Raw genomic sequence first — 24,131 nt, forward strand, 5'->3', positions numbered from 1 at the left:
TGCAAGCCGCGTTCGGTGACGGGCACCGTGGACGTGGTCGCCATGGTCTTGGCCTTTGCCCCCGACGGAGCACGCGGTTCGCTGCTCCAGCGGGTCTGTCAGCGGGTAGCAGCCCGGCGGCTCGGGCAGGCGCACGGGACAACGTTGATGCGAACCGTCTTTGTCGCTGTCCGAGTGCCCCAGCTCGTGGTCCCGAAGATGCCATCGGCGACGACGTTGGCCGTGAGCTTGAAGACGACGTCGTACGTCTTGCCGACCTCGCTCGAGTCGGGAAGTAGACGAACTGCTTTCGGAAGCCGAACTTGTTGAGCGCAGCGTTGAGTGGTTTGCCCGATTCGATCGTGATGTCGATGGTCGGCTTTTCAGCTCCCGTTCCGCAGGGAAGCCATCGCAATACCAGCCTTCGGTGACGAACGTGCTGCCTGGATTCAGCGTCGGAAAGAACGACGCCGGATGAACGGTGGTCGCCGCGACGATCATCTCGAAGGTTTCGCCGGCACCGACCGTGACCTCCTCAACGGGCTTGGTGTTCCAATAGAGCTCGATGGGCGTGCCGCCGAACGCTTCGCGAACGTCACCCATGCTTCCACGCCCATGAGGTCGTGGGCCGCTTCGGCAAGACCGACGCAACTCAACTGCTCTCGTTGATGTTGCCCTGGCCGATGATGTTGTAGCCCTTGCCGACTTGTTGCTTGCAGAAGTCCACCACCGACGTGCGCTCGGCGGGAGAGAGCGGATTGCCTTCACCCGGTCGGCGAGCGCCAGATAAAAGTGACCGGAGTCGGTCTTGAACCCGGGCAACGAAGCCTTGCGAACGCCGGACTGTGGGATCGGCTGCTCCGGCAGACCTTTCTTGCGAGCGTCGTCGCGACGTTTGATCGCGGACTTGATCTCCTCCTGGGAGACGGTCGTCGACTCGTAGACCTCGTCTTTCGTCCCCCGACGCACGGTGTGCCGCCGCCTCCGGAAGATTCCGACGTGGCCCGGGTTCCGAGTGCGGGCCCTTGTCGTTGTCGGCGGACGTGAGCACGAACAACATGTCGCCGGGACGGAGGTTGCGCGCCGGGATGTGTGGCACGAGATAGAGCAGTTCGTCGATTTGTATGAGCACGTTGAAGAACGTGAAGTGCTTTACCTCGAACGATATCTTGTTCGCCGAGGAGTCGCGCGCCGTCACGGTCATGGGCTCGCGGTCGGTGAGCTCACTGCGGGCCCCGCGCATGGGGTTGAAGTCGCCGGAGGACCAACCGCGGATCGTCGGCTGCTGCCCGTCGATGGGATCGTAAGGCACGTGCAGCGTGGCGGGAGTCGAGAAGACCGTCGCCGTGGGCTCGAAGCGAAAGCTCTGGAAGCGGCTCGCGCGCGTCCGATCCTTTGGGACCTCGATGCTGAGCTCGGTGTCTTGTGCGAGCGCACCGGGCGGAATGTCGAAGACCGCGCCGGCGGGCAGCTCGAGGCTCGCGCCGGATGCCGCGTTGACCTTCACCTTCGCGCTGAGAACGCCAGGCTTGGCTTCGACGAACGCGAGCGGAGTCTTGTTGGGAGAGGCATCGGCGGTGACGACCGCATCACCTTCGGCGTCGCCGCCCGCATCGGCGCCGGGTGTTGCGGGCGCCGGATCGTCGCTCGAGCACGCCTGGGCGAGCGAATCATGAGCGCGAAAGCGAGGGCAAAGCTCGAGCGTCGGGGGAGTGCATTGAGATCGAGACTCGCCGGGCGCAAGGGCCACAACCATCCCCCGGAAGGGGGATGCTATTTTGCTGCAAGATTCCGCAACTGCGGCAAATCAGCAGGCGCCTTCGATCGCAATGCGACCAGAGGCCGGGGCCCGCAAAATCGTAGGGCGGTGCCTTGGCGATGGCCGTACGCTCGCCTTGCGGTGGGGCGCGGGGGCGAAAGAACGGCTCGACGAGCTGGTCGATCTCTGTGAGCGAGGCATGCTCGCTGCGGAGCGTATCGACGCGCTCCTCGCGTGTTACGCAGAGGCCCCTGGGCGCGAGCTCCGGGGCCATCGCCCAGGTCTTCGGGTTTCGGCCTTGGGCGCGTACGTACCCGCGTTCCCCTGCCGTGGATCGAGTTTCACGAAGCCCACGCCAAACACGATCATTCCGCCGAGATCCTGTTGCCGCACCCGAGCGGCCACTCGTACAGCGATCTTTGGATCGGTGCGCGATGGCGTCACGCCCGAGGACAACCCGCTCGTACCCGCCCTCGCGAGGTTCGGCCTTGGCGACGCCTGCATCACGACGATTCACAATCCGTTCGGGCCGCGGCTGTTCATGGTCTTCTATCGCCAGCCTGGCGCGCCTGAGTTCTCCCGCGTCGAAGCGAACGTGATCCGAATGATGGAGCCGCATCTTGCGAAGGCGTTTGCGATGCGTTCGGCCCTCGCCGCGCTCCACAGCGACGGCCCGGCCAACGACGCTGAGGCGCGCCGGTCCGCCAACGCGCACGCTTGGCCCGTTGACGGCGACTTCGAGTGGAGCCCGCGCTCGCTCCCGCTCTTCGAGCGCACCCTTGGCGTCGGTCGGCGCAAGCTCCCCGAACTCGCGGCGCTCCTGCGATCCGAGGTCGGAACGCACCACGCGAGAAGGCCGCGGTCGCACGTTCCGCATCGGCGGGCTGCGCGTCGATATCGCGACCTCGCTGCGCGACGGCAAGGACGAAACGCTGCTCCTCTTCTACGACGCCGGAGCGCGCCGTCCTCCGCTCAACGCAGCAGTGAAGCTCCCCCCTCGCCAGCAGCGTCGCATCGCTGCGTGTTTGGTCCGGGGCGACACGCTTGGCGAGATCGCCGCCGAGCTCTCGATTGGCCTCGAGACGGTGCGCACGCACGTGCGGGTCATCGCGCGGCGCTTTGGGGCCTCGACGCGAGCGGAGCTCGTGCTTCGCCTTTGCGACGCGTGACCTCCCCCGTTCGGGGGAGCGTAAAGCCGAGCGCCGTCCGTAGTCTGTCGCGATACGTAGTCGTGCACATTGGGGCGCCCTTGGCGTCTGTCTTGGTCTCTTGCGATCGCGAACTGCAGTGACGACGAGGCCGCCGGGCCTCCTGCGGGAGACTCGGGACCGCCGACGGAACGACAGGGCGGTGGCGACTCCGGGCGGTGGAGGCAGCGACGCCAACGGCGGCGCCGACACGGGCGCCGGCGGCGATACGGGAACGACCGATGCGGGCACGACCGATGCGCCGACGGATGCCCTCCCGATGCGTCGCCGGGCGGTGGCTTCACGATCAGCGCCGGTCTCCGTGTTTGCGGTGCCGGTCGGATTGCAGGAACGACGACTCAACATGTCGTCGTCGCGTCGACCTCTGGCGGTGTGACGCTCCGCGCCCTTGCCGACGGCGCGCTCCGGGGTACCTCCTTGACGGCGGCGTCACAACCGCGGGGCGCGGTGGCCTATCAGACGCGAATCAACCTCGGCGACGGCGGCACGCAGCTCGACGACATCGTCCAGTTCTTCAACAACACCACGCAGGCAAACAGCGCGTGGAACGCCGCCGCCACCGATTGGGGCCTCTCGCAGCTCCTGCCGCCGTTTCCGTGCAACGGTGCGTTCTCCGATCTCGCCGTGGGCCCGGGCGCAGGTTCCGCCGACGGGTCACGTCATCACGGCCAACACCGGTGGCGCCGATCCGCGGGTTGGCTACAGCCATTACGATGCAGGGGGCGAGCGCCATCGTCAGCAGCATCACGAGCTCCGTGCGCCTGAAGGTGGGCGGAGTGGGTCCGCATCTTCCGTGAGCGCCGCGCAGGCGAGTGTGACGCAACAGGGCCTCGTGGTCGCCGTCCCCGCCGATGGCGGTGCCGGTGGGCAGCTCTTCGTGCATGACCGCACGGTTGCCGATGCCACCCACGTCGGCAGCGCCGGCGAGTCTCCGCGGATGATTCGCTGCTCGGAACAGGTGTGCATCGTCACCAACTCGGGCTCGAACAACGCGACGGTCTTTACGTGGAATGGCGCGGCCACGGTCGCGAACATCACCAACGTGGCGGTGGGCAACGTGCCGCAAGGTGTCGACATCAAGAAGACCGGGGCCAACTACGTCGCCGTCGTTGCGAATGCATCGGCCGGCACCGTCAACGTCGTCGTGCTCAACGCCAGCGCGGGCGTCGTGAGCAACACGACCGTAACGCTCACGGGATGCGCCAACCCACGGAGCGTTTCCCATGTCCCGGGCACGGACACCTATGCGGTCGCGTGCACGATCGACAACAAGATCGTGGTCCGCGCGCTCTAGCGCGCCGTCGGCCGTGCGCCGTGCCGTTGACCGTCAGGTCGGGTTCAACTTCTGAGCTCCGGGGCGAGCCTGACGGCGGCTAGGAAGCACGGCGCGACGATGAGGGCGTTGATCGTGCCGTGGACCGAGACCATGCCGCGGAGCCCAGCGACGGCGAGGAACGCCGGCATCGAGAGCTCGTTGTGCCACGCGAGCCCCATCGTGAAGACGAGGCCTGCGAGGCTGACGCAGCCGAGTGCGAAGGCGGTGCGATGGCGTGGGCCACACGCTTCGCAAGAACGCTAGCTGCGAGGCCGGCAGCGCGAGCGAGAGGCCAACGACGCCGAGCGGCTTGAGCGCGCGGAGTTGGTCGATGCCGAACGCGAGCAAGAGGAACGAGACGAGGCACACGAGCACCGAGGCGAGGTAGACGCGGCGCTCCGGACCGCCTCGCTGGGCGAGGCCCGCCAGCGCGCCGACTAGGATCCAGCCGAGCACGTTCCCGTGAAGCGCGGCGTAGTAGCTGAAGGCTGTCCCGTACCCGAGGATGCGAAGGTCGTTCGCCCCACCGACGAGCCACACCGCTGCGATGTTGCTGAAGAGGAAGGGGACGCTCGCCGCGAGCACGTCGGGGGAGCGGAGCGCCGCGGCGCCCTCTCGAGACGCACGCTCCCCGAGGAAGAGCGCGAAGCTCCCGGCGCAGAAGAGAAGCCACGCCCCACAGAGGACCGGCGCGTCCAGGAAGAGCCCGAGCGCCGCGCATGCGAGCGCCAAAACGTGCGCGCCGACGCGAAGCCGGCTTTGCTCGGCGAAGAAGAAGCGATGCGTGCCGAGCGGCCCCATGGCCATGGCCAGGAGCAAGAGAACGCGGAGCAGGGTGAGCTCGGACATCGCGCGAGCACCTCTCGGCGGGTGGGCGTGGAATACTCCACGCCGAGGACGATGGAGATCTTCAGCTACCACCTCATAGAGGCGCCGGTCTACGGCGTCGCCGCCCGGGTGCTGAGCTCCTCCGCGCTGCGTCGCGTGCCCGGGTTGCGTCACGCGGAGTGCCTCTTGCCCATGAAGATGGGGCACGCGGTGGCGTCGCCGGGCCGATACCGCTTCGGGTCGCTCGTGATGTTCGCGTTCTGGGAGGCGGAGGCCGACCTCGAGCGCCTTTCCTGGAGGCGCCCGCTTATCGCGTGTTCGCTGCCGCACTGGCACATACGCCTGCGCTTCTACCGGCGTTGGGGAGCTACGCGGGGCTCGACGACGCCACGACTTACCCGGAGCCAAGAGAGCCCGAAGGGCCTGTGGTCGGCGTAACCTTCGCGCGCCTGAAGTTGTCCCAGACGTTTTCGCTTCGCGCGCTGGGGCAAACCCGTCGAGGCTCAGGTGCGCGATCACCCCGGCGTCGTGCGCGCCGCCGTAGCTTTCGTCCGTTCAACACCTTTTCGACCTTCAGCGTCTGGCGGAGCGAAGAGGACATGCTCGGCATGGTCCGCGGTCGCCAACCGGAGATCGACGGCACTGGCCACCGCGACGCGATGAAAGAGCGCGTCCGGCGGGACTTCCACTACGAGTTCACGACGATGCGTTTCGTGCCGCTCTCCGAGCACGGCCAGTGGCCCGAGCCCACGCCCCTCTTGCGCGCGTGAGCGCCGCGCGGTCACTCGGGCACCGAGCCCGCGCCCCTCACAGGATGGAATCGCCGTGTTTCGCGAACCAAGTCGTCAGCGCCGAACCAACGTACTTGGACACCTTGCTCGACCGAAAGCGCGCGACCTCCGAGAAGCCAGGATCGACGCCTCGTGAACGACTCGCAAGAGGGCCAGCGCCGCCCCGGCTTCACGCGCTCCCTTTGGGATCGAGCTGCGAGGAGGGCCTTCGCCGCGGCGAGGGCTGACGCGTCATCCCGGCGCGCCGTGAGGAGCCCCAAGCGTGGCGGCCCTTGCGGGCGGAGCATCATCGGTGCGCGCTTCGAACAACCGAGAGGCACGGGCGGGCGCAGCCGCAGCGAACCGCGCCGCATATACGACGGGTTCCCCGTCAGCGTCTCGTCCGAAATTTCGCGCGACCAGGGCCTCGAGCGCGCCAGCGAAGGCCACCTCTCCCGCCATGATCTTGAGCATCGCGCGCGTCGTGCCGCCGTGGAGACTCGGCGCCTCCCGGAGCGTTCGCTCGAGCTCGGCGATCGCCGCCGTATCGCGACGCCGAAGCAGCGCCAGCGCCGCGAGCTCCGTCGTCGCCGTGTTCGTCTCGGGGAGCTGCGAGAAAAACCGAACCGCCTCCGCGTGCAGAAAGGCCGTCGCGCCTTCATCGCCCTTCGCGAAGAGCGCCGCCGCCGAGAGCGCGTGGCGCATCCAGCGCCCCGCGTTGACGGCCGGACCGAAGGCTTCCATTCGCGCGCGGATGCGAGACCACGGCTCGCTCGCGCAGAGGACGGTGGCGACGGCGAGCTGCTCTTCGCCGCCTTCGCCCGTAGCGACCAACGCCAACACCAGCTCGGCGAGCTTTGCCGATGAGGCATCGGCGTCCAGAGCAACCTGCTCGAACAAGATCGCTGCGCCGGGGGCGTTGCCGCGCTTCGCGAGCAGCAGCTCTTCGAGGTTGGCGTCGGGATCGGCGGGCCCCGCGTCGCGCACGACCTCGGTGTCGACCTGTTCGAGGGTCGAGCCTTCGAGCACCGCTCGCACCAGCATCGCTCCTGCTGATCCGCCTTGCGCTTCAAGCGCTGCCGCGATGCGCGCTCGCAGCGCCTCGCGCTCTTGTCGAAGCGATGCCGTCCGTGCCATCGCCGCCGGTTCGAAGAGCGCTGGCCTCGTGCGAAGGGCGTCAGCGCGAAGGCGCGTCACTCCTGCTTCGTCCCACCATGAAGGTGTCACCGGCGCGCGCGCGTCTCGCTTGGCTTGGAGAACCTCGTTGGCGAGCGCCGCGAGTTCACGCGCCGGCGGATACGCGGATTCGAGGCCCACCGGAGATCAGCTCGGCGAGCGCCTCGTGATTCCCGAAGACCAGGTGATGAAGCAGCCAATAGGACGAGGTGCGGCGCGCGCTCGAGGATCGCGCGTTCGTCCTCGAAGCGCGCGAACGTGGCCGCGGCACCTATGCCGTCTCCGATCCCGTACCAGTCACCCTCGGGGAAGAGCAGCGCGACGATCCAATCGAGTCGCGGGGCGACCTCCGTCGGATCGAAGCCAACGGGAAGCTTCGCGCCTTCGAGTCGGCTGGGTTCGGCGGCGAAGGGGCGGCAATGGGAAGGCTCTCTGGCGAAGTAGCTGTCGGTTCGCAGCTCCTCGAGGACGAAGTCCGCGATCGACGGGGCGACGGGCCACAGGTCGCGCTCATCTTGATGGGAGGCGAACACGACGCTCTTGCCTTCGTCGGTGGCGCCCCAGCTCGCAAACCAGAGCTCTTCACGATCGAAGAGGATGGCGCTCGTTCCAAGGAACAGGCCGCGTATGCGTGCCGCGCGGGCCGCGTCGTGTTTCACGGCGAGCGCCTCAGCGAGCGTAGGGCAGGTCGCTGCGAAGAAGGTGTTGTGATAGCCCGCGCGAAGCTTCCGTCCGAGGATCGCCTGGTTCCACGCGGTCAGCTCCGGGCTCGCCGAGGCGTCGAGCCACGCGAAGAAGCGGGCGCGATCGGCGCGCCGCTGCGCGCCGACTTCAGCCTCTGGCCCCGTGGTCTCGGCTCCTTCGTCGGCAGTCCCGCTCAGCGTGATCGCGTCGAGGAGCCGCGCGAGGTCGATCATGGGAGAACGATACGTGTCGAGCCGCCTCCTGAGAACATCCGCGGCGGGCGCCTCTGCGCTCGCCGGGCCGCGTCGCGCGTGCGTTCGCGTCAGCCGCCTGCGCCGGCATCCAAGCTAAGGCCCGTGCCGCCGAGGATGCAGGCGAAGTACTCCGAGAACGCCTGTTTGCACTCGTCCTTCACCTGCGTGCTTGAGGTCGAAGACGACGAGGACTTGCCGCTCGCGTCGCACGAGGCGGCTCCCGCGGAGCTCGACGACCCCTGGCACTTCGCGAGGGTGCTCGCTTGTCCGCTGCACTTGTTGCAGAGGTCGACCACAGCCTGCGTCGCCGCCGGGTCGTTGGGACACGCTTTGTCGCCCACCTTGGGGCACGTGACGGCGCCGCTCCCGCTGCTCGAGCTGTCGCTCGAGCTGGAGCACGCGATGAGCGCGCCGATGAACACGAACGAGCCGAGGCTGACGAGGGCGTTGCGCAGTTGCATGAAGGTCTCCTCTGCGACGAGCAATCGGTGCGGGCGGCTACCGCCTCACCGTCGCCGTTTGAACTGGCGAACGTCGCGTGGGCACAGGTCTAACCCAAGTCGGCGGCCTTGGGCCACTCAAGACGAAAGACCGCTCCCGCGCGGCAAGGAGCGCGGCGCTGAAAGAGCGACGCGGCCCTACGGCGCCAAGAATGGAAGCCGAACCGCCAGCTCCGACGACGAGGTGATGCTGTCGGCGAGGTCGGCCCGGGTCGCCGACTTCGCGCTCAGCGATGTGGTCCACTGGGTTCGCTCCGTCGGGCTCGGCAGGCGCCGCAAGAAGAGCTCGTAGAGCAGGAAGACGTAGGCCTCGTCGTTCAGGCTGCCGACCTTCCAGCGGGCCGCGAAGTCCGCACTGTCGAGGAGTCCCCGAAGAATCGACCGCAACGTCGTCGCCTGAGACGTCACCGCCTGCGTCTCGCTGGCGATCGTCGCTGCATCGGGGACCGCGTCCACCGCGAGGCAGTGGACCGCCTCGACCCACGCCGCCACATCCGTCGACGTGAGAGCGTCAGGGAGGCGGACCGAGCACGGGGCGGCAGGGCCGGCCGCGACGTGTTTGGCCCAGCCGAGGCGGACACGCTTGCTAGCCGCGGCGAAGGTCCCCGTCGGTGACGACGTGGCGTAGTACATCCACCACTGCCCCGCGATCTTCGCCAGCGTCGGATACGCGATGGAGCAGTAGTCCTTCACGGGGGCGGAGATGATGGGCGCGCTCGCCTCCCACGGCCCGATGGGCGACGGCGCGCGCGCGAGCGCGAGATGCCAATCGTTGGAGCCATAGTCGAACCCGACGCGCTCGCATCGGTAGTAGTTGCCGCCGTTGTACGCCGCGTAGACGACCCCACCCTCGACGGCCCAATCCTGGATGTCGCGGTTGTTGCAGTCCCATCGATCGGTGCAGAAGGGGCCGCCGTCGGCTGTGAAGACGCCCAGCCCTGCGCTGCCCGCGCCGCTAAGGGGCGTCTGGAAGTCCGCGACCTGGGCAACCCGCACGGAGGTCGATTCGGTGCCTTCGATCCAAGGCTGCTGCCCGTCGTCGACGACGGTCCACTTCACGAACCTCACGCCGCCGAAGACGAGCGCGAGCCCCGTCGAAGCGGAGCGCGCGGGCGCCGCCTCTGCCGTCACCAAGCGAACGGGTGGACTCCAACTCGACGTGACTAGCGGAGTCGATGACCGCGAGACGCAGAGCGACGGCCCGTGGACGCCGTCGTCGCACTCCATCGTCAACAACCAGCCCCCGCTCTCGTCCTTCGTCAGGTGTGCGTCGTAGAGGTTCCAATCGCTCTGCGCTTGGAACAGCGCCCCGTCCTCGGTGAACAGAACGCCGTCGTTCGAGCGCAGTCGAAAGAGCGCAAAGCGCTCGCCGCCAGCGTCGTCGCTCACGATGCCACGGGTCACGGTGAAGAGACCGCCCGCGCCGTCGGGGGCGACCACGACCTTCTTTTGATCCCACACCTTGGGTCGATTGCTTGGAAAGTCGAAGACGATGGTTTCAGCCTCGCTATCCGGCTGAAAGCGAGCGGCCCCGGAGAACAGATCGGCCAGGCCTGGCTCGCCGGTCACGGCCGCGTCGATCCCGCCGTCGTCTTGAAGCGGCGCGTCGCCTCCGGCGAACGCGTCCTCGTCGGCCGTGGCCGCGTCGGCTCCTTCGGTGGAGGGGTCGACGGCGAAGGGAGCGCTCGGGGTGAGACGCGCCGGACAGGCCACGCCCGAGAGGGCGACGCCCACGGCGGCCATCGTCCAGCGGCGCCTCATGCCCATCCGACGTTATCACGTGCGCCGCGCCGCCTGTTCCTGCCCCCGCGGATCCGCTAACCTCGTGCGCTGTGCGGCGCGCGGCGGCGTGGGGGATGGTGGTCTCGATGGTCCTGCCCGGGTGCCGCGACCCGGGCCTTTCCCGCGGCGACCGGCACCTCGCCGAGGGGAAGTTCCAGGAGGCGATGGGCGCCTACCGCACCACCCTCGACGGCGACGACGCCGAGGCGTGGGACAAGGCAGCCGCCAAGGAAGCGTTCCTCGACGCGTGGCGCAAGGAGCGGCGGCGAGAGAGAGAGAGCCTCGCGGAGGAGGTCCGCGCGCTCGAGCGTCAGCCGCTCGATCCGGAGGCGACGCAGCTACGCGTCCAGGCGCTCCGCACGAGGCTCGGCGCCTTCGGTGATGTCGGACGCGAGCTCGCGATGCTTAGCTCGCTCCTCGAGCGCGCCTCCGAGCTTCGCTGGCAGCGCGTCGAGAGCCTCGCGCGCGCGCGGAAGTTTGTGGCCGCCGACGAGCTCGCGTCGAGCATCCTCGCGAGCCCGGGCCTGCCGCCGGCGTTCGCGTCACGCACCAAGGCGCTCCGCGAGCAAGCCCGCGCCCACTACCGCGAGCGTTCACGCCTCGCGGAGGGCCAGCCCCTCACGTCGGCGCTCTACCGCGCGCTCGCCGAGCACTTCGCCCTTAGCCCGATCACGCCGGCGAAGGCCCTCGCCGCCGCCGCGACCCCGCGAGTCACCCTCGCGCTCGAGGGCCCGCCCGAATGCCGACCCGTCGCCGCGGCCCTCGACAAGGCCCTCGCGCCACCGGACGGCACCTTGCCGCTCTCCGTGACGCTCAGCGCGTCCTGCGCGTCGAGCGCGAAGGACGACGTGCGCGAGGAGTCGGCCACGTACTGGGTCACCGAGCCGGCCGGGACGAAGCTCGAGACGGTCTACGTCGAGGAGACAAAGTGCGACTCGTACCCGTTCTGCGCGCCTGCGGTCGTGACCGCCGCAGGCGGCACGCAGTACGTCGTCAACCAGTGCCGCAACGAGGTTCGCTGCACGCCCACCATGGTCCCACGCACGCGCGAGGTGCCGGCCTTCAAAGACACGCCGCGCGTCGAGCCGTACAAGCACACGTTCCGCACGTTCGAGGCGTCGGTCCGCGGCGCGCTCGTCGCGCGCCTCGATGGCGTCGGCGAAGAGCGAGCAGCGTTGACGCTCGCGACCTCGGCGAAGGACGAAGCGTACGACCGCGCAAGGGGAGACGCGAGACGCGCGACCGGCGGAGCTTCGATGCGAAGCTTTCGACGGCGGCCGTCCTCGCGCGCTTCGACGAGGACATCGCCAAGTCCGGGCGCCGCGTCGTGGCGAAGCTACTCGAGCGTCGTGGTGACGCTCTCCTCGCGGCGTTGAGCCCCAGCGACGCCGGCTCCGCCCGTGACGAGGTCGTCGCGAGCGCGGCGCTGCTCGGTTCGCAGCGGGCGACCGCGCTGACGAGAGAGCTATGGCCTCGACCGCGACCGGATGCTCGCCTTCCTGCGCGGCATGGACCCGCTGCCACGCAACGCGGACTCTCCTCCCGGTCCGACGAGCGATCCGGCGCGGGACACGCCGCCGTCGCCGGCGTCGCGGGGCGGGTACGCCGGGTACGAGAGCACGCTCAAGGGCGAGCTGCTCCTCGGCACATTGGCCTCGGCGGACATTCCCAGCGGGGCGGGCGCCCTCAAGGGGGAGTCGACGTTCATGGTCGCAGCGAGGCTCGAAGGCTCGCTCCTCGGCGACGGCCGCCCCTCGGGGCTCCAGTTCCTGGACTCGGCGAGCGGGACCCTCGGTCTCGGGAGCCGAACTTCGGATGACGTGCTCGGTCCCGATCAGAGCGGCTTCGGCTTCCGGCTCGACGTCGACTACACGGCGCTGCTCGGCGCGCGAATCCGGCAGGTCGGGCTGTTCGCCGGCGCGCGCGCGCGGGGAATCTTCGCGTTCACCGGCGAGATCAACACGGGCTTCGCGTACCAGGTGCCGTTTTGCGCTCGCGCAGAAGCGCGACTCGTCAAGAACCTGATGCCGACCCTGACGGGATGCGCGGTCTCGCTCGTCGGCGGCGACCACACGTCGGTCGAGCTCTTCGCGCCCTTGTCGAAGGAAGGCGGGGTCCACGCGTTCGGTCGGTGGGAGCGCATCACGGCGGACGCGAGCCTCGGCGGCTATCGGCCCGGCTTTAGCGATCCCGAGAAGCTCGGTTTCACCACGCTGCTCGTCGGCATCGGCTTCGGTCGATGAATCACGCGAGGCGCACTCGTGCGGCGTGTGTAGTTGGCTCGGCGTGACCTCAGTTGATGCCGAGGCCGAGCAAGACAAGCGCTGACGCGTCGGGCTCGCCGAGGAATGTTCCCGTCGCACGAAGACACAGTTCGATCGCCATTCCCCATGCACAGGCGCGACCGCTGACTCCGCCGCCCAGGTCGCGAAAGAGCCGAGCGGCGGGGCCTCCGACGAGAAGAAGGCCGCCATAGCCGCTCGATGTGGCCCAGCCGAATTCCCCGTAGGCCTCGCCCCGCAATCGTTCGAGCCCTTGGGACCACGCTAGCCCGGCGATGAGTCCCTCCGTTGGGCGGTACGACCAGCCGTCCCTCGTCGTCTGCGGGGCGGGCCCGAACGCGACGACCGCCCCGCTTCGATTGAGGCACGAAAGCCGAGGCCACCCGCGGTGCCCGCGCCAAGACCGCCGAGAAGGTGAAGGCCGCCGAAGCGCACCACCGTTTTCGGGGATTCGCCGGCGGTGTCCTTCGCCCCCTCCGGACACTTCCCGTCGCCCTCACACTCGGGTGTGGTCTTGGCCTGCGTCGCGTTCGCCGCGGGGCCTGTCATCATGACCGCGATCGCGGTCAGCAGCGTCACGCTCGTCCGCATCGCAGAATGCTCTCATGGGCTGGCGGTCATCGAAAGGGCGCAGGGACCGGCCTTCATTGAACAGGCTCGGTGTTGGCCCGTGTGCGGCGGGCCCACCGCGTCAGAAGTACCCGAGGACGCCCTCGGGGCTCACGCCAACCTCGCAGGTGGCGCTGGTGCTGACGAAATGATCGCCCGCGTAGTTGCAGCGGTAGATGGGGGTGCGCCCGGCGGCGGCCTGCGTGAACACGTAGCCGATGGGGCTTGCTGACACACGGGTCTGGCCTTCGCACGTCGACGACGGCGACACGAACCTGTTGGCGCCCATCTGGCAGTTGTAGAGCGCATGCATGCCGACGCCGCCGACGTCGGCGGCCGCGAACACAGGTCCTTCAACGGCGTACCCGGCCGGCGCGTAGCCGGGATAGGAGATGTCGTGGTCTGTGCCGGAGGCCGACCGATTTACCCAGAACCAGTTCACGAGCGCCAAGGAGCAGGAAGCGGACGTGGCGTTGGTGCCGGAGCCGACGCAGCTCCAGAGGGCCTGAGTCGCGGTGTCGGTGACGTCGACGAAGGCGCCGGAGGTGCAAGTGTTGAGCGCGCGCGCAACACCGGGGTCGGTTGCCCGCGGCGGGGGAGAAGAAAAAAAGGGGGGCGGGGGGGGGCGAGCACCCCAAGGGCCTGAGTCGCGGTGTCAGTGACGTCGACGAAGGCGCCGGAGGTGCAAGTGTTGAGCGCGGCGCTGCAGACACCGTTGACGGTTGCCTTGCGCAAGGAGCACGTCGCCGAGGTGGCACCGCCGATGCCAAGACAACGCCAGCGATAGTTGGCGGTCGTGTCCGAGAGGTCCGAAAATTTGCCGCCTCGGCACGCGTTGAGAGTGGTGCCGCAAACGCCGCTCTTTGGATACGAGCAAGACGCTGTGCTCCCGCTCGAGGAGCCGACGCAGCTCCAGCGCAGGGCGGTGCTCGTGTCTGTGACGTCGACTCGGGTGCCAAGGGCGCAGGTGTCGGGGCCGGAGCCACACGTGCCAGTCACGATGCCCGTGACTCGCGCGTTCAGGCGACTCACCGTGGCCTCGACCTTCATCGGCCCATGCGCCTCGTACATGAAGCCGATCCACGTGAGCTCGTCCTCGGCCGTCGTGGTGTCGGGGAGGCCGGGAAAGAACGAGTGCTGGTGCGACGCCAAGTAGTAGGCGGAAAGATCGACGGTGCCAGCGAGCCGTCCGGTGAAGTCGAAGCTCTCTCCCACGCCGCGCTCGAGATCGTCGCCGCCGCTCACGAAGATGGGGGGCGCCTCCTTTTGCAGCGTTGGCAACTTCATGCCCGACGCCCTCACGCGGGTCCACGCAGAGGCACCTGCGCCGCCGCCTTCCGTCACGTAGTGGTTGACGTCTGGGTTGGGCGTCGGATCTCCCCAGATCTTAGCGGCCTGGTAGTTGAAGCCAATGAGCTGAAACTCCGAGAGTCGGTAGCTGGTGGGCGTTTCGCGCCAATTGACCGCCACGCTCACCTGGAGCGACGGCGCCACGAAGCGCTTGTCGAGGTACTCGCTGAAGCGGACCCGCTCGTCTTGCTCGTCTGGCAACCTGTGCGTGTTGTGGTACGTGGCGCTCAAGAGATCTTGGCCCGGCGCCGGGCCCACGACGGCGATCGCGCTGCTTTCGCCCATCGTCGCTCGCAGGTCGATGGCCGTTAGGTCGACCTCGTAGTCGAGCATCACTCGCTCGCTGAGGTCGCCTTTCAAGTTCCGCGCGAGGAGCGCTCGAACCTTCTCTTTGGTTGTTGGGTCGCGCACCGGCAGCGCCACGTAGAGCGACGGCTGCTCGTGGTGGTGGACGGAGTTTATGGGAGCCACCCATCGCCAAGGATTCACGGCGTTGTCGGTGGTGAGCTGGATCGCGCCTTGCTCGAAGCGGACACGCTGGCCGAAGGTTCGCGTGAGCGTGCTGTCCGTCGACGTGAGGGGACACTCTTGATTGCCGCGGTAGGTGTTCACGCGTCGCGCCGCCGGGGACAAGAAGTCCGCCTCTGTCGTGTTCGCCGTCGTGTTCGCCGCGAGCCAGCCCAAAAACTCCGTCTGCGCGAACTCGTAAGGTTTGGCGTAGCCGTTGACGACGACGTTCGGCGCGGTCGGCGAGGGGCAGGCGGGGTGCGCGTCGGAGCGCGTTCCGTTGCGATACTTCTCGAACGCCTTCCGAAAGGCGGGCTTCAGCGCGTCGTTTCGCGCCGTGAACGCGTCTTGGAGCGCGCTCAGCGGCACCTCGTCGAGATCGGCTTTCTCGAACAAACCGGCCCGGAAGAGGACGCTGGGGGGGGAGCCGGCAACGCCGCCAGAACTGTTGGCAACCCCGGGAAACCACCCGAGCACGCTCTCGCCGTCGACGAGCGATTGGGCCACCGACGAACCCGCGTTCGTTGATGGTTCGTCGCCTTCGCTCGCACTGCACCCGGCGCCGAGTCCCATGGCCGTCAAGGCGGCGAGCGTCATCCTCGTTGTTCGCATGAGCAAGCTCCTGAAAGACGACGCCATTGATCGAACGCTTGGCCGCAGCTCGAAGAACTACCTCTGGCAGACCAGGAACATCCCCACCCTGACGCAGCCGCCGCCCCCGCCCTCGGCGCCCCATCGGTCACCGCCGCTGACCTCATTGAGGTCGGCTTCGTCGAGGGCGACCATCGAGCCCTCAGCCGGACTTGCGGTCGCATCGCGCGTGGCGGCGGAGAGTGCGGCTGCGAGGTGGGATGTGGCGTTGTCGCGCATTGGAACTTCCTCTTTTGCTTGGCCTTGATTGGCCGTCACGACACGTTGCAGCAGGGCCCGTGCCGTTCGTGAGGAGAGGTCGCGGGAGCCCCATCGCTGACCGGTTTGCCGAAGTCAGAGGCAAGTTGGCTCTCCCGCGTCGAATCCGGCGGGGCAACGGCTCACACGGCTTTCAACCGGTCCGTCCGCCGTGGCCAGATTCGACAGGATTTGGCCTCGTCCTTCCGCGACGCCTGGAGCCTTTCATGGCTCGTCGGGCCCCGCACCGGGCCCCCGCGCCTTGGGGCCCCCCCCGGTCGGATGAAACGCAACTATTGTAGTAATATCATGTATTTAATAGACAGCGGCCGCCCGTTGTAGGCGCGGCCCCATCGGCCAAGTCACGGCGTAAACACGGCTTCGCGCCTTCGGCTGTTGGTAGATGCTCCCGAGGCCTTGAGCGCGTCCCTTCCGAGTGCTACATCGCGGCCGAAATGAACAACATCCACGATTACGTCACGTTCGCGGACAGCTCGCTCGCCCAAGCCTGGACCGGCAAGAAGGTCCCCATGTCCGACGTGTACGAAGCTTACATCGACGGCAAGCTCGACATCCCGAGCGACAAGTGGAACGCGTTCTTCGACGCGCGCAACGAGACGATGTCGTTCCGCATCACGGACTCGCACCTGAAGTGGGCCGTGACGAACTTCATCCCCGAGGTGTTCATTCACTCGAAGGACCAAGACAAGCGGGTCGTCGGCGACAACTACAACCGCGGCAACGACTTCTACAACTGGTTCCTCGGCGAATCGATGGTCTACACGTCGGCCTGGTTCCAGACGCCCGAGACCAAGTTGGAGCAGGCGCAATACGCGAAGATCGACCACTGCTGCGACAAGCTCATGCTGAAGCCGGGCGAGACGCTCCTCGACATCGGCTGCGGCTGGGGAACCTTCGTTGCTCGCGCCGCCAAGGAGCGCGGCGTCCAGTCGCTCGGTGTCTGCCTCGCCGAGGAGCAGGTCGCCTTCGGCCGCGAGCGCATCAAGGCCTACGGCGTCGAGGACAAGGCGCGCGTCGAAGTGCGCGACTACCGCAACGTGACGGGCAAGTTCGACAAGATCGTCTCGCTCGAGATGGTCGAGCACGTCGGCATCAAGAACCTCGACACCTACTTCGAGAAGGTGCACGACCTCCTCGCGAACGACGGCTTGTTCGTCCTGCAGTGGACGGGCATCCGCAACCTCTACAACCCGCAGAATCCGATCTCGGCGCTCACGCTGGCGCCCGAGGACCTGATCTGGGGCCTCTTCATGAACCGCTACATCTTCCCCGGCGCTGACGCGAGCCTGCCGCTCTCGTCGATGCTCCGCGCCGCTGAGAAGGCGGGCTTCGAGATCGCGGACGTCGAGAACATGAGCCCTCACTACGTCCGCACGCTTCGCGCCTGGCGAGACATCTGGGCTTCGAACAAGGACGTCATCGTGAAGAAGTACGGAGAGCGCATGTACCGCCTCTGGTACTTCTTCCTTCACTGGTCGGCGATCATCGGCGAGCAGGGCTCGGCGTTCACGTACAACGTGACGATGCACAAGAACCACAACACGCTGAAGCGCGAAGCCCTGAAGATCCCGCGCTCCTGATGAAGCGGCGCTGCCCGCGTCGCCATGCGCGGCGCGATGGCGGTCAACGGCCCGGTCCGCGTAAGCAGGCCGGGCCGACGTCTTTCTGACGGCCCACCATCGCGAGGGTGCTTCTCGCGAGCTCGCCTCTTTGGAACGCGCGCGGCGACGACCCGGTCCAGCGTTGGAACGCGCGATGGAGGGCCGGCGAGCCGCCAAAGCCCAGGCGCGCTGCGACCTGGTCGAGGGGGAGAGGCTGTGACGTCATGAGCTCGACGGCCGCGCGATACCGAACCCCGTCGAGCACCGCGGACCAAGTGGTTCCCCGCTCGCGGAGTCGTCGCTGAAGCGAACGCACCGAGACACCTAGACGTCGAGCGAGGCTCGACAACCGAATCGGCTCGCGCCCAAGACCTGCGCCGACCTCGAGCGTCAGTCGTTCCAAAATATCCGCAGCCACCCCCCGCGAGGAGCAAACCTCGGACCGCTCGCCGGGCCCGCGTGGCCGCCGCGATCTCGCATCGGTCTCCGTGGTGCCTTCGAACGCTCACCCGTCAGCCGCACCATGATCGTTCCACCCACGGGATGCGCTCGCCGATCGTGAGCCGGCGGCGCGCTGTCTCCGCGGATCGATGTTGGCGCGTCCGGCAATTGTCTCGCGCGCTGCGCGGACTAGGGTCCGCGGCACATGAAGCGAAAAATCCTCGGGCTGTCGTCGTGGGTGCTCTTGTCTGCGGTCGCTCACTGCAGCACTGCGCCCGGTTTTGAGCCGGCGCCGACGGCAGACGAGACGAGTGCGGACAATGAATCCGGTTCGCCCGAGTCTTCGGACGCTCGAGGTGACGCCGGCGCGCGCCGGAAGGATGCCGGCATGGCAGACGCCGCGAAGGGAGGCGATGCGGCCGTTGAGGGCGCCGCAGCCTCCAGTGGCGGCGGAGCCGTTGGAGCGCAACTGCTCTCGGCGGCGTTCAACAAACCGAACTTCTGTGCCCGCGTGGGCAGCGGTTGGAAGTGCGGTCTCGAGGGCGCAAGCGTAGACTCCGCGCTCGCGGACGCCGAGCAAGTGGTCTCGGGGTACGCAGACGCAATCTCCTGCAAGCGCGCGCGAACGACGGGAGCGGTCTCGTGTGGCGACGGCGACAGTCGTACGCCGTCTTTCGGGTGCTTCGGCGCGTTCTGCCCCGACGCGGCGGTGCCGCGAACGTACGTGCCGACCGGACTTGCCGGAGCCTCTGCCATCGCTCTTGGCGATCAAGCGTTGTGCGCGGTCCAGCCGAGCGGCGTCGCTTGCGTGCGGCTCTCGTTCAGTCTTGGGCTGGGCGCGCTTCAAGTCTCCGCTGGAAGCGTGACCCCCGTGCCTTCTACGGGAGGCGCGCTCGACGTCGCGGTCGGCGGTCACTTTGGATGCGCGTTGTTCGCCAACGGCGAGCTTCGTTGTTGGCGGAAGTCGCTCTACGAGGCTGACGTGACGGCCGCTCCTCAGCCGGTTGCTGGCCTCGCTCCGGTCCGCAAGGTCGTCGCGAGCCGCGCTGGCGTTTGTGTGCTGCTCGTGGGCGGCGGCGTCGAGTGCTTCCGTATGCGCTACCAACCCAACGTGTCGCCAGGCGTTCCGTCGGCTTCTCGCCACCCGTGCGCGTCGTCGACGATGCGGTCGATCTCGACATGGCGAGCATTGGCGAAGCGCGCGTCCTGGCGGTTCCGGGGCGGCGGAGGCGGCGGGGAGGCGGAGGAGCCTCTGGGGCCGTGTACCGGAGCACGCCACGAAAGCCGAGGCATGCGCTGCGCTCCAGGGCGGCACCGTAAAGTGCTGGAGCGACGGAATTTACAAGTCGTCCGGAGGTCCCGTCACCGTGCAAGGCATCTCGAATGCCACCCACGTGGCCGTCGGTGAGTTCTACGGCATGGCGCGCCTCGCGACTGGCGCCGTCGTGTCGTTCAGCAACTTCTACGGCCAGGCTGCGCTTCCGGTGCCGTCGATTCCGTAGGCGTCGGCGCGCTCAGTTCGCGCGCGCTACGGCGTCAGCCAGGACGCAGCATCAGCGCGTCGGCGGCTCGCGGCGAGCAAGCTCGAGCAGCGCTTGTTCGAGCTCGAGGCGTTCGGGACTTCCCTCACGGTAGAGATCGATGGCCGCTCGAAGCGCCGACCTCGCCTCGTCCGTGCGCCCGACGGCGGCGCGTGCGAGCGCAAGCGGATGAAGCGCGGCCGCGTGTCGAGCGCGCACGTCCCCCTTGCACCCGCCTAGATGTCGCACGCCGGCTCGAGGAACTCGATGGCCACCGTGGTCTCCTGTTGCTCGAGGGCGGCGCGTCCGACGAGACTCATCGCATCGGCGACCTCGGCGCGTCGGGCCTTGCGAAGCGCGAGGAAGATCTCGAGCGCGCGATCGCCGAACGCACGCGCCGTCTCCGCTCGCCCCGCATCGAAGGCGACGACCCCAAGCTCCGTCATCGCCATGGCCTTGTATCGCTGCTCGTGAGTCGTCGTCCCTGCGCGTTCGATGACCTCGGTGAACGCACGCACGGCGCCGGCGATGTCTCCGTCGGAGCGGCGAAAGAGGCCGTGATGGAAGAGTGTGCTGGCGAGGAGCTCTCCGCCAACGCCGGCGCCTTCGAGGACCTCGAGGGCACCGCGGAAGCGGGCGTCCGCGGTGTTGGGCATGCCCGCCGCCGCGGCCACCTCGGCGCCGAGCTCCAGCGCCTCCGCGTAGCGTGCGTCTGACGGACCGCAGGCCTGCCGCGCCCTCGAGATCGCCTCGTCGACCGTCATCACCGCATCGTCACGGTCACCATGGGCGAGCTGCGCGCGGGCCTCGGTGACGAGGGCTTCGGCGAGCATCGCGTCATCACCGCCGGCGCGGGCGTCAGCAAGACGCCTGCTCGCGAGAGCGAGCGCATCGTCAAAGTTGCCCTTGTCGAGGAGGAGTCTGAGCGCGTCGTCCATCGTTCGCCATTATCGGCGCACACCATCGAACGAGACAATACGCGCATCGAATCCGGTAGCATTGAGGCCAACCGTGAGACGAGCTGCGCTGAAATGGACCTCCGAATACGAACCCCCGAGCAGCTCGACGCCGTGCCGCTGCCGCATGGGTCAGAGGTCGCGACCGGTGTCGACCGCATGCTCGGAGAACGCTGCGAGCCTCAACGGTCCGTCGGTCGCGTCACCACGGGCTCGCTGAGGCGACGTCGCTTGTCGAGCGAAAGCGCACCGGCGGGCCCGTAGCGTGGCGCGCCTCTTGGCCACCGCGCTCATCGTGGCGCTCGCGCTCTCGCGTTACCCGCGTGGGCGCTCACGCGGAAAGCGCCCTGACGCGGGGTGCGGTGTGGGCGATGTGCCGGCTCGACGATGCCTTCGACTCCGGTGCGCCGCGCTCGGCCCGCGAAGCGTCCGCGCTGCTCACGCTTCTGTTCTTCTGGGGCGTCGGCTGCCCCCACTGCGAAGAGGCGCGGCCTCTCGTCGACACCCTCGCCGGAGAGGAACCCCAGTCTTCGCGCCGAGGCGATCGAGGTTCACGACCACGTCCGGCGGGCGGCGCCGCTTCATCGAGACGATGACGCGGCTTCAGGCCACCGCCGGGGCATTCCGACCTTCGTGCTCGGCGACGCGAGCTTCACCGGCTACGCGAAGGGACAAACGGACGTGCAGCTCCGCGCCCTTGTGGCAGACGCCTTCCCCGCGCGGAGCGCTGATGCCGGCGCGCCATCGACCACAACCAGCATCGCGACGCCGACACGGAAGACCGTCAGCGTGCCTTGGCTGGGCGAGGTGGATCCGAGCACCGTCTCCCTCCCCGGACTGACCTGGGATGGGTCTCGCGGATGGCCTCGTCAACCTTGCGCCATTTGGGTCCTCGTCGTGCTCCTCCTGGATCCTCCTTCGCGTTGAGACGACGAAGCCGAATGGTCCTCTGTGCGGGCACGTCCGTCCTCATGTCCCGGTGTCGTCTATTCCGCGTTCGTGGTGGCATGGGCGACGCTCTTCGAGCTCGTGGGGCTATCTCGCATCGTCACCATCGAGTCGCCCGGAGGCATTGCTCGCCATGGGGCCTTCGTCAACCCCGAGGATGTCGCCTGGTCTAAAAGAACGGAGCGTCGCTCGTCATCGCCGACAAGGTCAAGCCCGGCCTCTTCCGCCGCATGCGCGCCGCCGTCGCCGGTGCTGCCACGCCGCCGCCGCGCTCCGGCGGCATTGCGGCGCTCGCCTTCATCGTCAACCTCGTCGAGCCCGGGTGCACGCCGGCCTTCCTGCCATCTCACGCGCATCACCTCTCTCGCTTCGGTGGCCTCGCCGGGCCTCGCGCTTTTCGCCTACCTCGCGCTGGACAACGTCGCTTACGTCGTCCCTCCTCGTCGTCGTCGCGGTGTTCATCGGCCTAAAGCGCCGACTCGCGATGACAGAGACGGTCGCCCGCGCCCTCAAGGGCGTGAGCGGACTCCTCTTGACCACGTTTGGGCTGCTGTTTCTCGTGGCCCCCCACCCGCTCGCAGCGATGAAGCTCGCGTCCCGACGGAGTGCAAAGGGCGCGAGGTCCGGGTGCAGCGTTTGCGGCCCGGACCCCTCGTCGCGACGGCTTTCCTTTGCCGGGGCCGCGCCGTGGAGCCGCGGGGAAGGACGCCTCCACCCTTGCGAGGCGGCGCGAGTCTTGCTGGCTGCTCCCATCTTGGCGGCGACAGGGCAGGGGGAGTGGCTGGCGGCGGGCGGGCGCACCATCTCGGCGTTTGGGCGCACGCCTTCGGCTACTTTGCCCTGCTACGCGCCTATACCGCGCTCGCCACGAGCCGCTTCGGAAGGCGTGGCCCGGCCTCGCGCGGCCCATCGACGGCTTCGAGCTGCTCCCCGTGACGACCCCCCGCGTCGCTCGTCGGAATGCTGGTGTTCCTCTCGGTGGCGCGCTGGTGGCGCTACGCGCGCACGCGCTCGCTGTTTGGGAGGTCGGTTCCATCACCCGGGCGATGGACGCTCCTCTCAGGCCTCTGCACCGCGTGCATCATCGGGGGACGACGACGACGCTCGCCTACACGTTTCACGGCGTATCGATCGTTTCATGATGCTCCTCATGCGGGGCGGACTCCTCGTCGTCGCGCCGATCGTCGATCGCGTGAGTGGACGTGAGGTTCGCTGGCAAAGCCGCGTGGCGCTCCTCGTGAGCCTCGGCGCGCTCGCCGTCGCGACGTTCGATCGCGCCAGCTACGAGCTCACCGTCCTCGCGCTGCTCGACGTCGTCGTCTACCTCGCAGCGTACGTCGTGCGACTTCGCTTTATGAGCCACCTCGCGAGTCAAACGACCGCGCGGTGACGCTCCGCCACTTCGTCGAGGAGCAAATGGTGGCGACGCCGGCCATCGTGTTGACGCTCCCTCGCTTCTGGCCGTGATCGGACGGGGCGACGCCATGCTGGCGATTCGCCGTGGAGCGTCGACGGGTGGGCTCTGGGGCCCGTCGTCGTCGGAATCATCATCGGGCTCCTCTTTCTCAGGGCACGGGGATCTTTGGCGGGCTCATCCTTCCCGACGCGCGAGAATAGCTTCCGCGTACCCGTCAACCGCGCTTGCTAGCGTCCTCGCCGGCGTCCTCGCCAGCGCGAGCCTCGCGGCGTTCCTCGGAGGCCGCGCGGTGCCGGCAAGGAGACCATCGGCGCGAGCCTCATCCTCGCGGCGGTCGTCGTGCTCGCTTTGCCGACGCTCGCAGCGGGCCGGCGCGGCCCGCCGCCGTAGCGGGGCTCGCCGGGAGAACCTATCCCCGCTCGATGCAACCGAATCCCTTTCGAGCCGCCGCCGCATCGCCCGACCCGCGTTACCCGGTCGCAACGCGCAACACCGCTCCTCCTCGCCGCACTCGGCGCCTGGGGCGCGGCGGCGTGACGGCTGCTGACGGCGCTCATCGCCCTGGGTGCCGCGATGGGGGCCGTAAGCCCGACGGCTCTCATCTTGCCGATCGTCCTCATTGGACTCTACGGTGCTGAACGGCGTCCGGAATGTTCACGGGTGAGGCGCGCGCCGTCCGCTCTCTGCTTTGGCTTCACGGTGTGGGTTGCTTGGTCGCGATCATTCAAAGTCGCCACGTCCAGCGGCCTGTTCGTTGCCCGCCCAGGCGATCAAGGTCGTGATCCACATCTTCCGGTGTCGCGACGGTGGTGATGGCGCGTCGCCACGTGCAGAACACGTGGCTCAGTGACGAGCGCGCGGCGACCGGGGTCTCCTTTTGGGCCCGTCTCGTCGTGGGGCGCGAGCGCGGCGTTAAGCAGCGATGGACCAACGCTCATCGTGCGGCCTGGGGACGCGCTCGACGAGGCGCAGCGGTCGCGTCCTCGCACGCTCGCCCAAGCCTCGACGCGCGCCATCTGGCGGATCGCGATCTCTACGCCAGCAACACCACTTTTCTCGAGCCTACGGTGGAGGTGCGATTTGGCGCCGTGTCAAAATGGCGAGACGCTCATCGTCGACTACCTGTTTTCGTGGTGGGGAGTGGTGCCCCGCGAACCGGGTCCGACTGGAACTACTTCACTGCGTTATCGCGGCACGGCCACGTTGGTCGGCGGGCGCTACAAGCTGAGCAGAACGAAGTGGAAGCCGTGCGCCGCGACTACGTCCACGAATACGACGAGAAGAACCATGACCGCGACGCAGTGCTCGCCGAGGTGCCGGAAGCGGCTCATGGGAA

22 protein-coding genes are annotated in these 24,131 nt (G+C 68.1%); 10 read left to right on the forward strand and 12 right to left on the reverse strand.

Features of this window, described 5'->3' with window-relative positions; translation table 11 throughout:
- Positions 1-631 precede the first annotated feature (631 nt).
- Positions 632-1,735, reverse strand: a complete 1,104-nt coding sequence (locus tag IPG50_30805; GenBank protein ID MBK6696546.1) for a hypothetical protein — start codon at positions 1,733-1,735, stop codon at positions 632-634.
- Between the two features lie 782 nt (positions 1,736-2,517).
- Between IPG50_30805 and IPG50_30810 the strand changes: the two genes are divergently transcribed.
- From IPG50_30810 to IPG50_30820, 3 genes are all read left to right on the forward strand, one after another.
- Positions 2,518-2,907 (forward strand): helix-turn-helix transcriptional regulator, encoded by a 390-nt coding sequence (locus tag IPG50_30810; protein ID MBK6696547.1) that lies wholly within the window; start codon positions 2,518-2,520, stop codon positions 2,905-2,907.
- Between the two features lie 181 nt (positions 2,908-3,088).
- Entirely contained in the window at positions 3,089-3,322 is a 234-nt protein-coding gene (locus IPG50_30815) for a hypothetical protein (GenBank protein ID MBK6696548.1), read from the forward strand.
- A 228-nt stretch (positions 3,323-3,550) separates the two neighbouring features.
- A complete protein-coding gene (locus tag IPG50_30820; GenBank protein MBK6696549.1) occupies positions 3,551-4,240 on the forward strand; it encodes a hypothetical protein in 690 nt (229 codons plus the stop codon).
- 33 nt (positions 4,241-4,273) lie between these two features.
- On the opposite strand, the gene IPG50_30825 is transcribed toward IPG50_30820, so the two are convergent.
- Positions 4,274-5,110 (reverse strand): hypothetical protein, encoded by an 837-nt coding sequence (locus IPG50_30825; protein MBK6696550.1) that lies wholly within the window; start codon positions 5,108-5,110, stop codon positions 4,274-4,276.
- Between the two features lie 27 nt (positions 5,111-5,137).
- Here IPG50_30825 and IPG50_30830 point away from each other — a divergent pair, with 27 nt between their 5' ends.
- Together IPG50_30830 and IPG50_30835 are read left to right on the forward strand one after the other, a co-directional pair.
- Entirely contained in the window at positions 5,138-5,527 is a 390-nt protein-coding gene (locus IPG50_30830; GenBank protein ID MBK6696551.1) for a hypothetical protein, read from the forward strand.
- A 170-nt stretch (positions 5,528-5,697) separates the two neighbouring features.
- Entirely contained in the window at positions 5,698-5,859 is a 162-nt protein-coding gene (locus IPG50_30835; GenBank protein ID MBK6696552.1) for a hypothetical protein, read from the forward strand.
- A 252-nt stretch (positions 5,860-6,111) separates the two neighbouring features.
- On the opposite strand, the gene IPG50_30840 is transcribed toward IPG50_30835, so the two are convergent.
- The 4 genes from IPG50_30840 to IPG50_30855 all read right to left on the reverse strand — a co-directional run bounded on the left by IPG50_30840 (position 6,112) and on the right by IPG50_30855 (position 10,234).
- Complete coding sequence (locus tag IPG50_30840) at positions 6,112-7,056, reverse strand: hypothetical protein (GenBank protein MBK6696553.1); 945 nt, start codon at positions 7,054-7,056, stop codon at positions 6,112-6,114.
- Positions 7,057-7,082: 26 nt separating this feature from the next.
- A complete protein-coding gene (locus IPG50_30845) occupies positions 7,083-7,952 on the reverse strand; it encodes a hypothetical protein (protein ID MBK6696554.1) in 870 nt (289 codons plus the stop codon).
- A gap of 89 nt (positions 7,953-8,041) precedes the next feature.
- Positions 8,042-8,434 (reverse strand): hypothetical protein, encoded by a 393-nt coding sequence (locus IPG50_30850; GenBank protein ID MBK6696555.1) that lies wholly within the window; start codon positions 8,432-8,434, stop codon positions 8,042-8,044.
- A gap of 177 nt (positions 8,435-8,611) precedes the next feature.
- Positions 8,612-10,234 carry a DUF4214 domain-containing protein gene (locus IPG50_30855; GenBank protein ID MBK6696556.1) on the reverse strand — a complete coding sequence of 541 codons (1,623 nt, stop codon included), beginning with the start codon at positions 10,232-10,234 and terminating at the stop codon, positions 8,612-8,614.
- 107 nt (positions 10,235-10,341) lie between these two features.
- Here IPG50_30855 and IPG50_30860 point away from each other — a divergent pair, with 107 nt between their 5' ends.
- Positions 10,342-11,631: a hypothetical protein gene (locus tag IPG50_30860; GenBank protein ID MBK6696557.1), complete on the forward strand. Its 1,290-nt coding sequence runs from the start codon at positions 10,342-10,344 to the stop codon at positions 11,629-11,631.
- 132 nt (positions 11,632-11,763) lie between these two features.
- Complete coding sequence (locus tag IPG50_30865) at positions 11,764-12,498, forward strand: hypothetical protein (protein ID MBK6696558.1); 735 nt, start codon at positions 11,764-11,766, stop codon at positions 12,496-12,498.
- A gap of 730 nt (positions 12,499-13,228) precedes the next feature.
- Here IPG50_30865 and IPG50_30870 read toward each other — a convergent pair.
- Genes IPG50_30870 through IPG50_30880 form a run of 3 tightly spaced genes read right to left on the reverse strand, consistent with a single transcriptional unit; the run spans position 13,229 to position 15,873 of the window.
- Entirely contained in the window at positions 13,229-13,588 is a 360-nt protein-coding gene (locus IPG50_30870) for a hypothetical protein (GenBank protein MBK6696559.1), read from the reverse strand.
- Complete coding sequence (locus tag IPG50_30875; GenBank protein MBK6696560.1) at positions 13,585-15,615, reverse strand: hypothetical protein; 2,031 nt, start codon at positions 15,613-15,615, stop codon at positions 13,585-13,587. The genes IPG50_30870 and IPG50_30875 overlap by 4 nt, the downstream gene beginning before the upstream one ends.
- A gap of 57 nt (positions 15,616-15,672) precedes the next feature.
- Entirely contained in the window at positions 15,673-15,873 is a 201-nt protein-coding gene (locus tag IPG50_30880) for a hypothetical protein (GenBank protein MBK6696561.1), read from the reverse strand.
- Between the two features lie 473 nt (positions 15,874-16,346).
- Between IPG50_30880 and IPG50_30885 the strand changes: the two genes are divergently transcribed.
- Positions 16,347-17,492 (forward strand): class I SAM-dependent methyltransferase, encoded by a 1,146-nt coding sequence (locus tag IPG50_30885; GenBank protein MBK6696562.1) that lies wholly within the window; start codon positions 16,347-16,349, stop codon positions 17,490-17,492.
- 43 nt (positions 17,493-17,535) lie between these two features.
- On the opposite strand, the gene IPG50_30890 is transcribed toward IPG50_30885, so the two are convergent.
- From IPG50_30890 to IPG50_30900, 3 genes are all read right to left on the reverse strand, one after another.
- Positions 17,536-17,829 carry an AraC family transcriptional regulator gene (locus IPG50_30890; GenBank protein MBK6696563.1) on the reverse strand — a complete coding sequence of 98 codons (294 nt, stop codon included), beginning with the start codon at positions 17,827-17,829 and terminating at the stop codon, positions 17,536-17,538.
- 1,678 nt (positions 17,830-19,507) lie between these two features.
- Positions 19,508-19,693, reverse strand: a complete 186-nt coding sequence (locus IPG50_30895; GenBank protein MBK6696564.1) for a hypothetical protein — start codon at positions 19,691-19,693, stop codon at positions 19,508-19,510.
- Between the two features lie 17 nt (positions 19,694-19,710).
- Positions 19,711-20,412 carry a tetratricopeptide repeat protein gene (locus IPG50_30900; protein ID MBK6696565.1) on the reverse strand — a complete coding sequence of 234 codons (702 nt, stop codon included), beginning with the start codon at positions 20,410-20,412 and terminating at the stop codon, positions 19,711-19,713.
- A gap of 1,898 nt (positions 20,413-22,310) precedes the next feature.
- Here IPG50_30900 and IPG50_30905 point away from each other — a divergent pair.
- Together IPG50_30905 and IPG50_30910 are read left to right on the forward strand one after the other, a co-directional pair.
- Positions 22,311-22,520 (forward strand): hypothetical protein, encoded by a 210-nt coding sequence (locus tag IPG50_30905; protein ID MBK6696566.1) that lies wholly within the window; start codon positions 22,311-22,313, stop codon positions 22,518-22,520.
- Entirely contained in the window at positions 22,517-22,768 is a 252-nt protein-coding gene (locus IPG50_30910) for a hypothetical protein (protein ID MBK6696567.1), read from the forward strand. The genes IPG50_30905 and IPG50_30910 overlap by 4 nt, the downstream gene beginning before the upstream one ends.
- Positions 22,769-24,131 lie beyond the last annotated feature (1,363 nt).

This window comes from Myxococcales bacterium (genome assembly GCA_016703425.1).
Lineage (GTDB): Bacteria > Myxococcota_A > Polyangia > Polyangiales > Polyangiaceae > JADJCA01.

Coding starts and splice junctions, on each gene's coding strand:
- IPG50_30850 (MBK6696555.1), bottom strand. CDS start 8,434: ATGCAACTGCGCAACGCCCTCGTCAGCCTCGGCTCGTTCGTGTTCATC.
- IPG50_30875 (MBK6696560.1), bottom strand. CDS start 15,615: ATGCGAACAACGAGGATGACGCTCGCCGCCTTGACGGCCATGGGACTC.
- IPG50_30825 (MBK6696550.1), bottom strand. CDS start 5,110: ATGTCCGAGCTCACCCTGCTCCGCGTTCTCTTGCTCCTGGCCATGGCC.
- IPG50_30910 (MBK6696567.1), top strand. CDS start 22,517: ATGATGCTCCTCATGCGGGGCGGACTCCTCGTCGTCGCGCCGATCGTC.
- IPG50_30885 (MBK6696562.1), top strand. CDS start 16,347: ATGAACAACATCCACGATTACGTCACGTTCGCGGACAGCTCGCTCGCC.
- IPG50_30845 (MBK6696554.1), bottom strand. CDS start 7,952: ATGATCGACCTCGCGCGGCTCCTCGACGCGATCACGCTGAGCGGGACT.
- IPG50_30900 (MBK6696565.1), bottom strand. CDS start 20,412: ATGGACGACGCGCTCAGACTCCTCCTCGACAAGGGCAACTTTGACGAT.
- IPG50_30880 (MBK6696561.1), bottom strand. CDS start 15,873: ATGCGCGACAACGCCACATCCCACCTCGCAGCCGCACTCTCCGCCGCC.
- IPG50_30805 (MBK6696546.1), bottom strand. CDS start 1,735: ATGGTTGTGGCCCTTGCGCCCGGCGAGTCTCGATCTCAATGCACTCCC.
- IPG50_30865 (MBK6696558.1), top strand. CDS start 11,764: ATGGACCCGCTGCCACGCAACGCGGACTCTCCTCCCGGTCCGACGAGC.
- IPG50_30835 (MBK6696552.1), top strand. CDS start 5,698: ATGGTCCGCGGTCGCCAACCGGAGATCGACGGCACTGGCCACCGCGAC.
- IPG50_30860 (MBK6696557.1), top strand. CDS start 10,342: ATGGTCCTGCCCGGGTGCCGCGACCCGGGCCTTTCCCGCGGCGACCGG.
- IPG50_30855 (MBK6696556.1), bottom strand. CDS start 10,234: ATGAGGCGCCGCTGGACGATGGCCGCCGTGGGCGTCGCCCTCTCGGGC.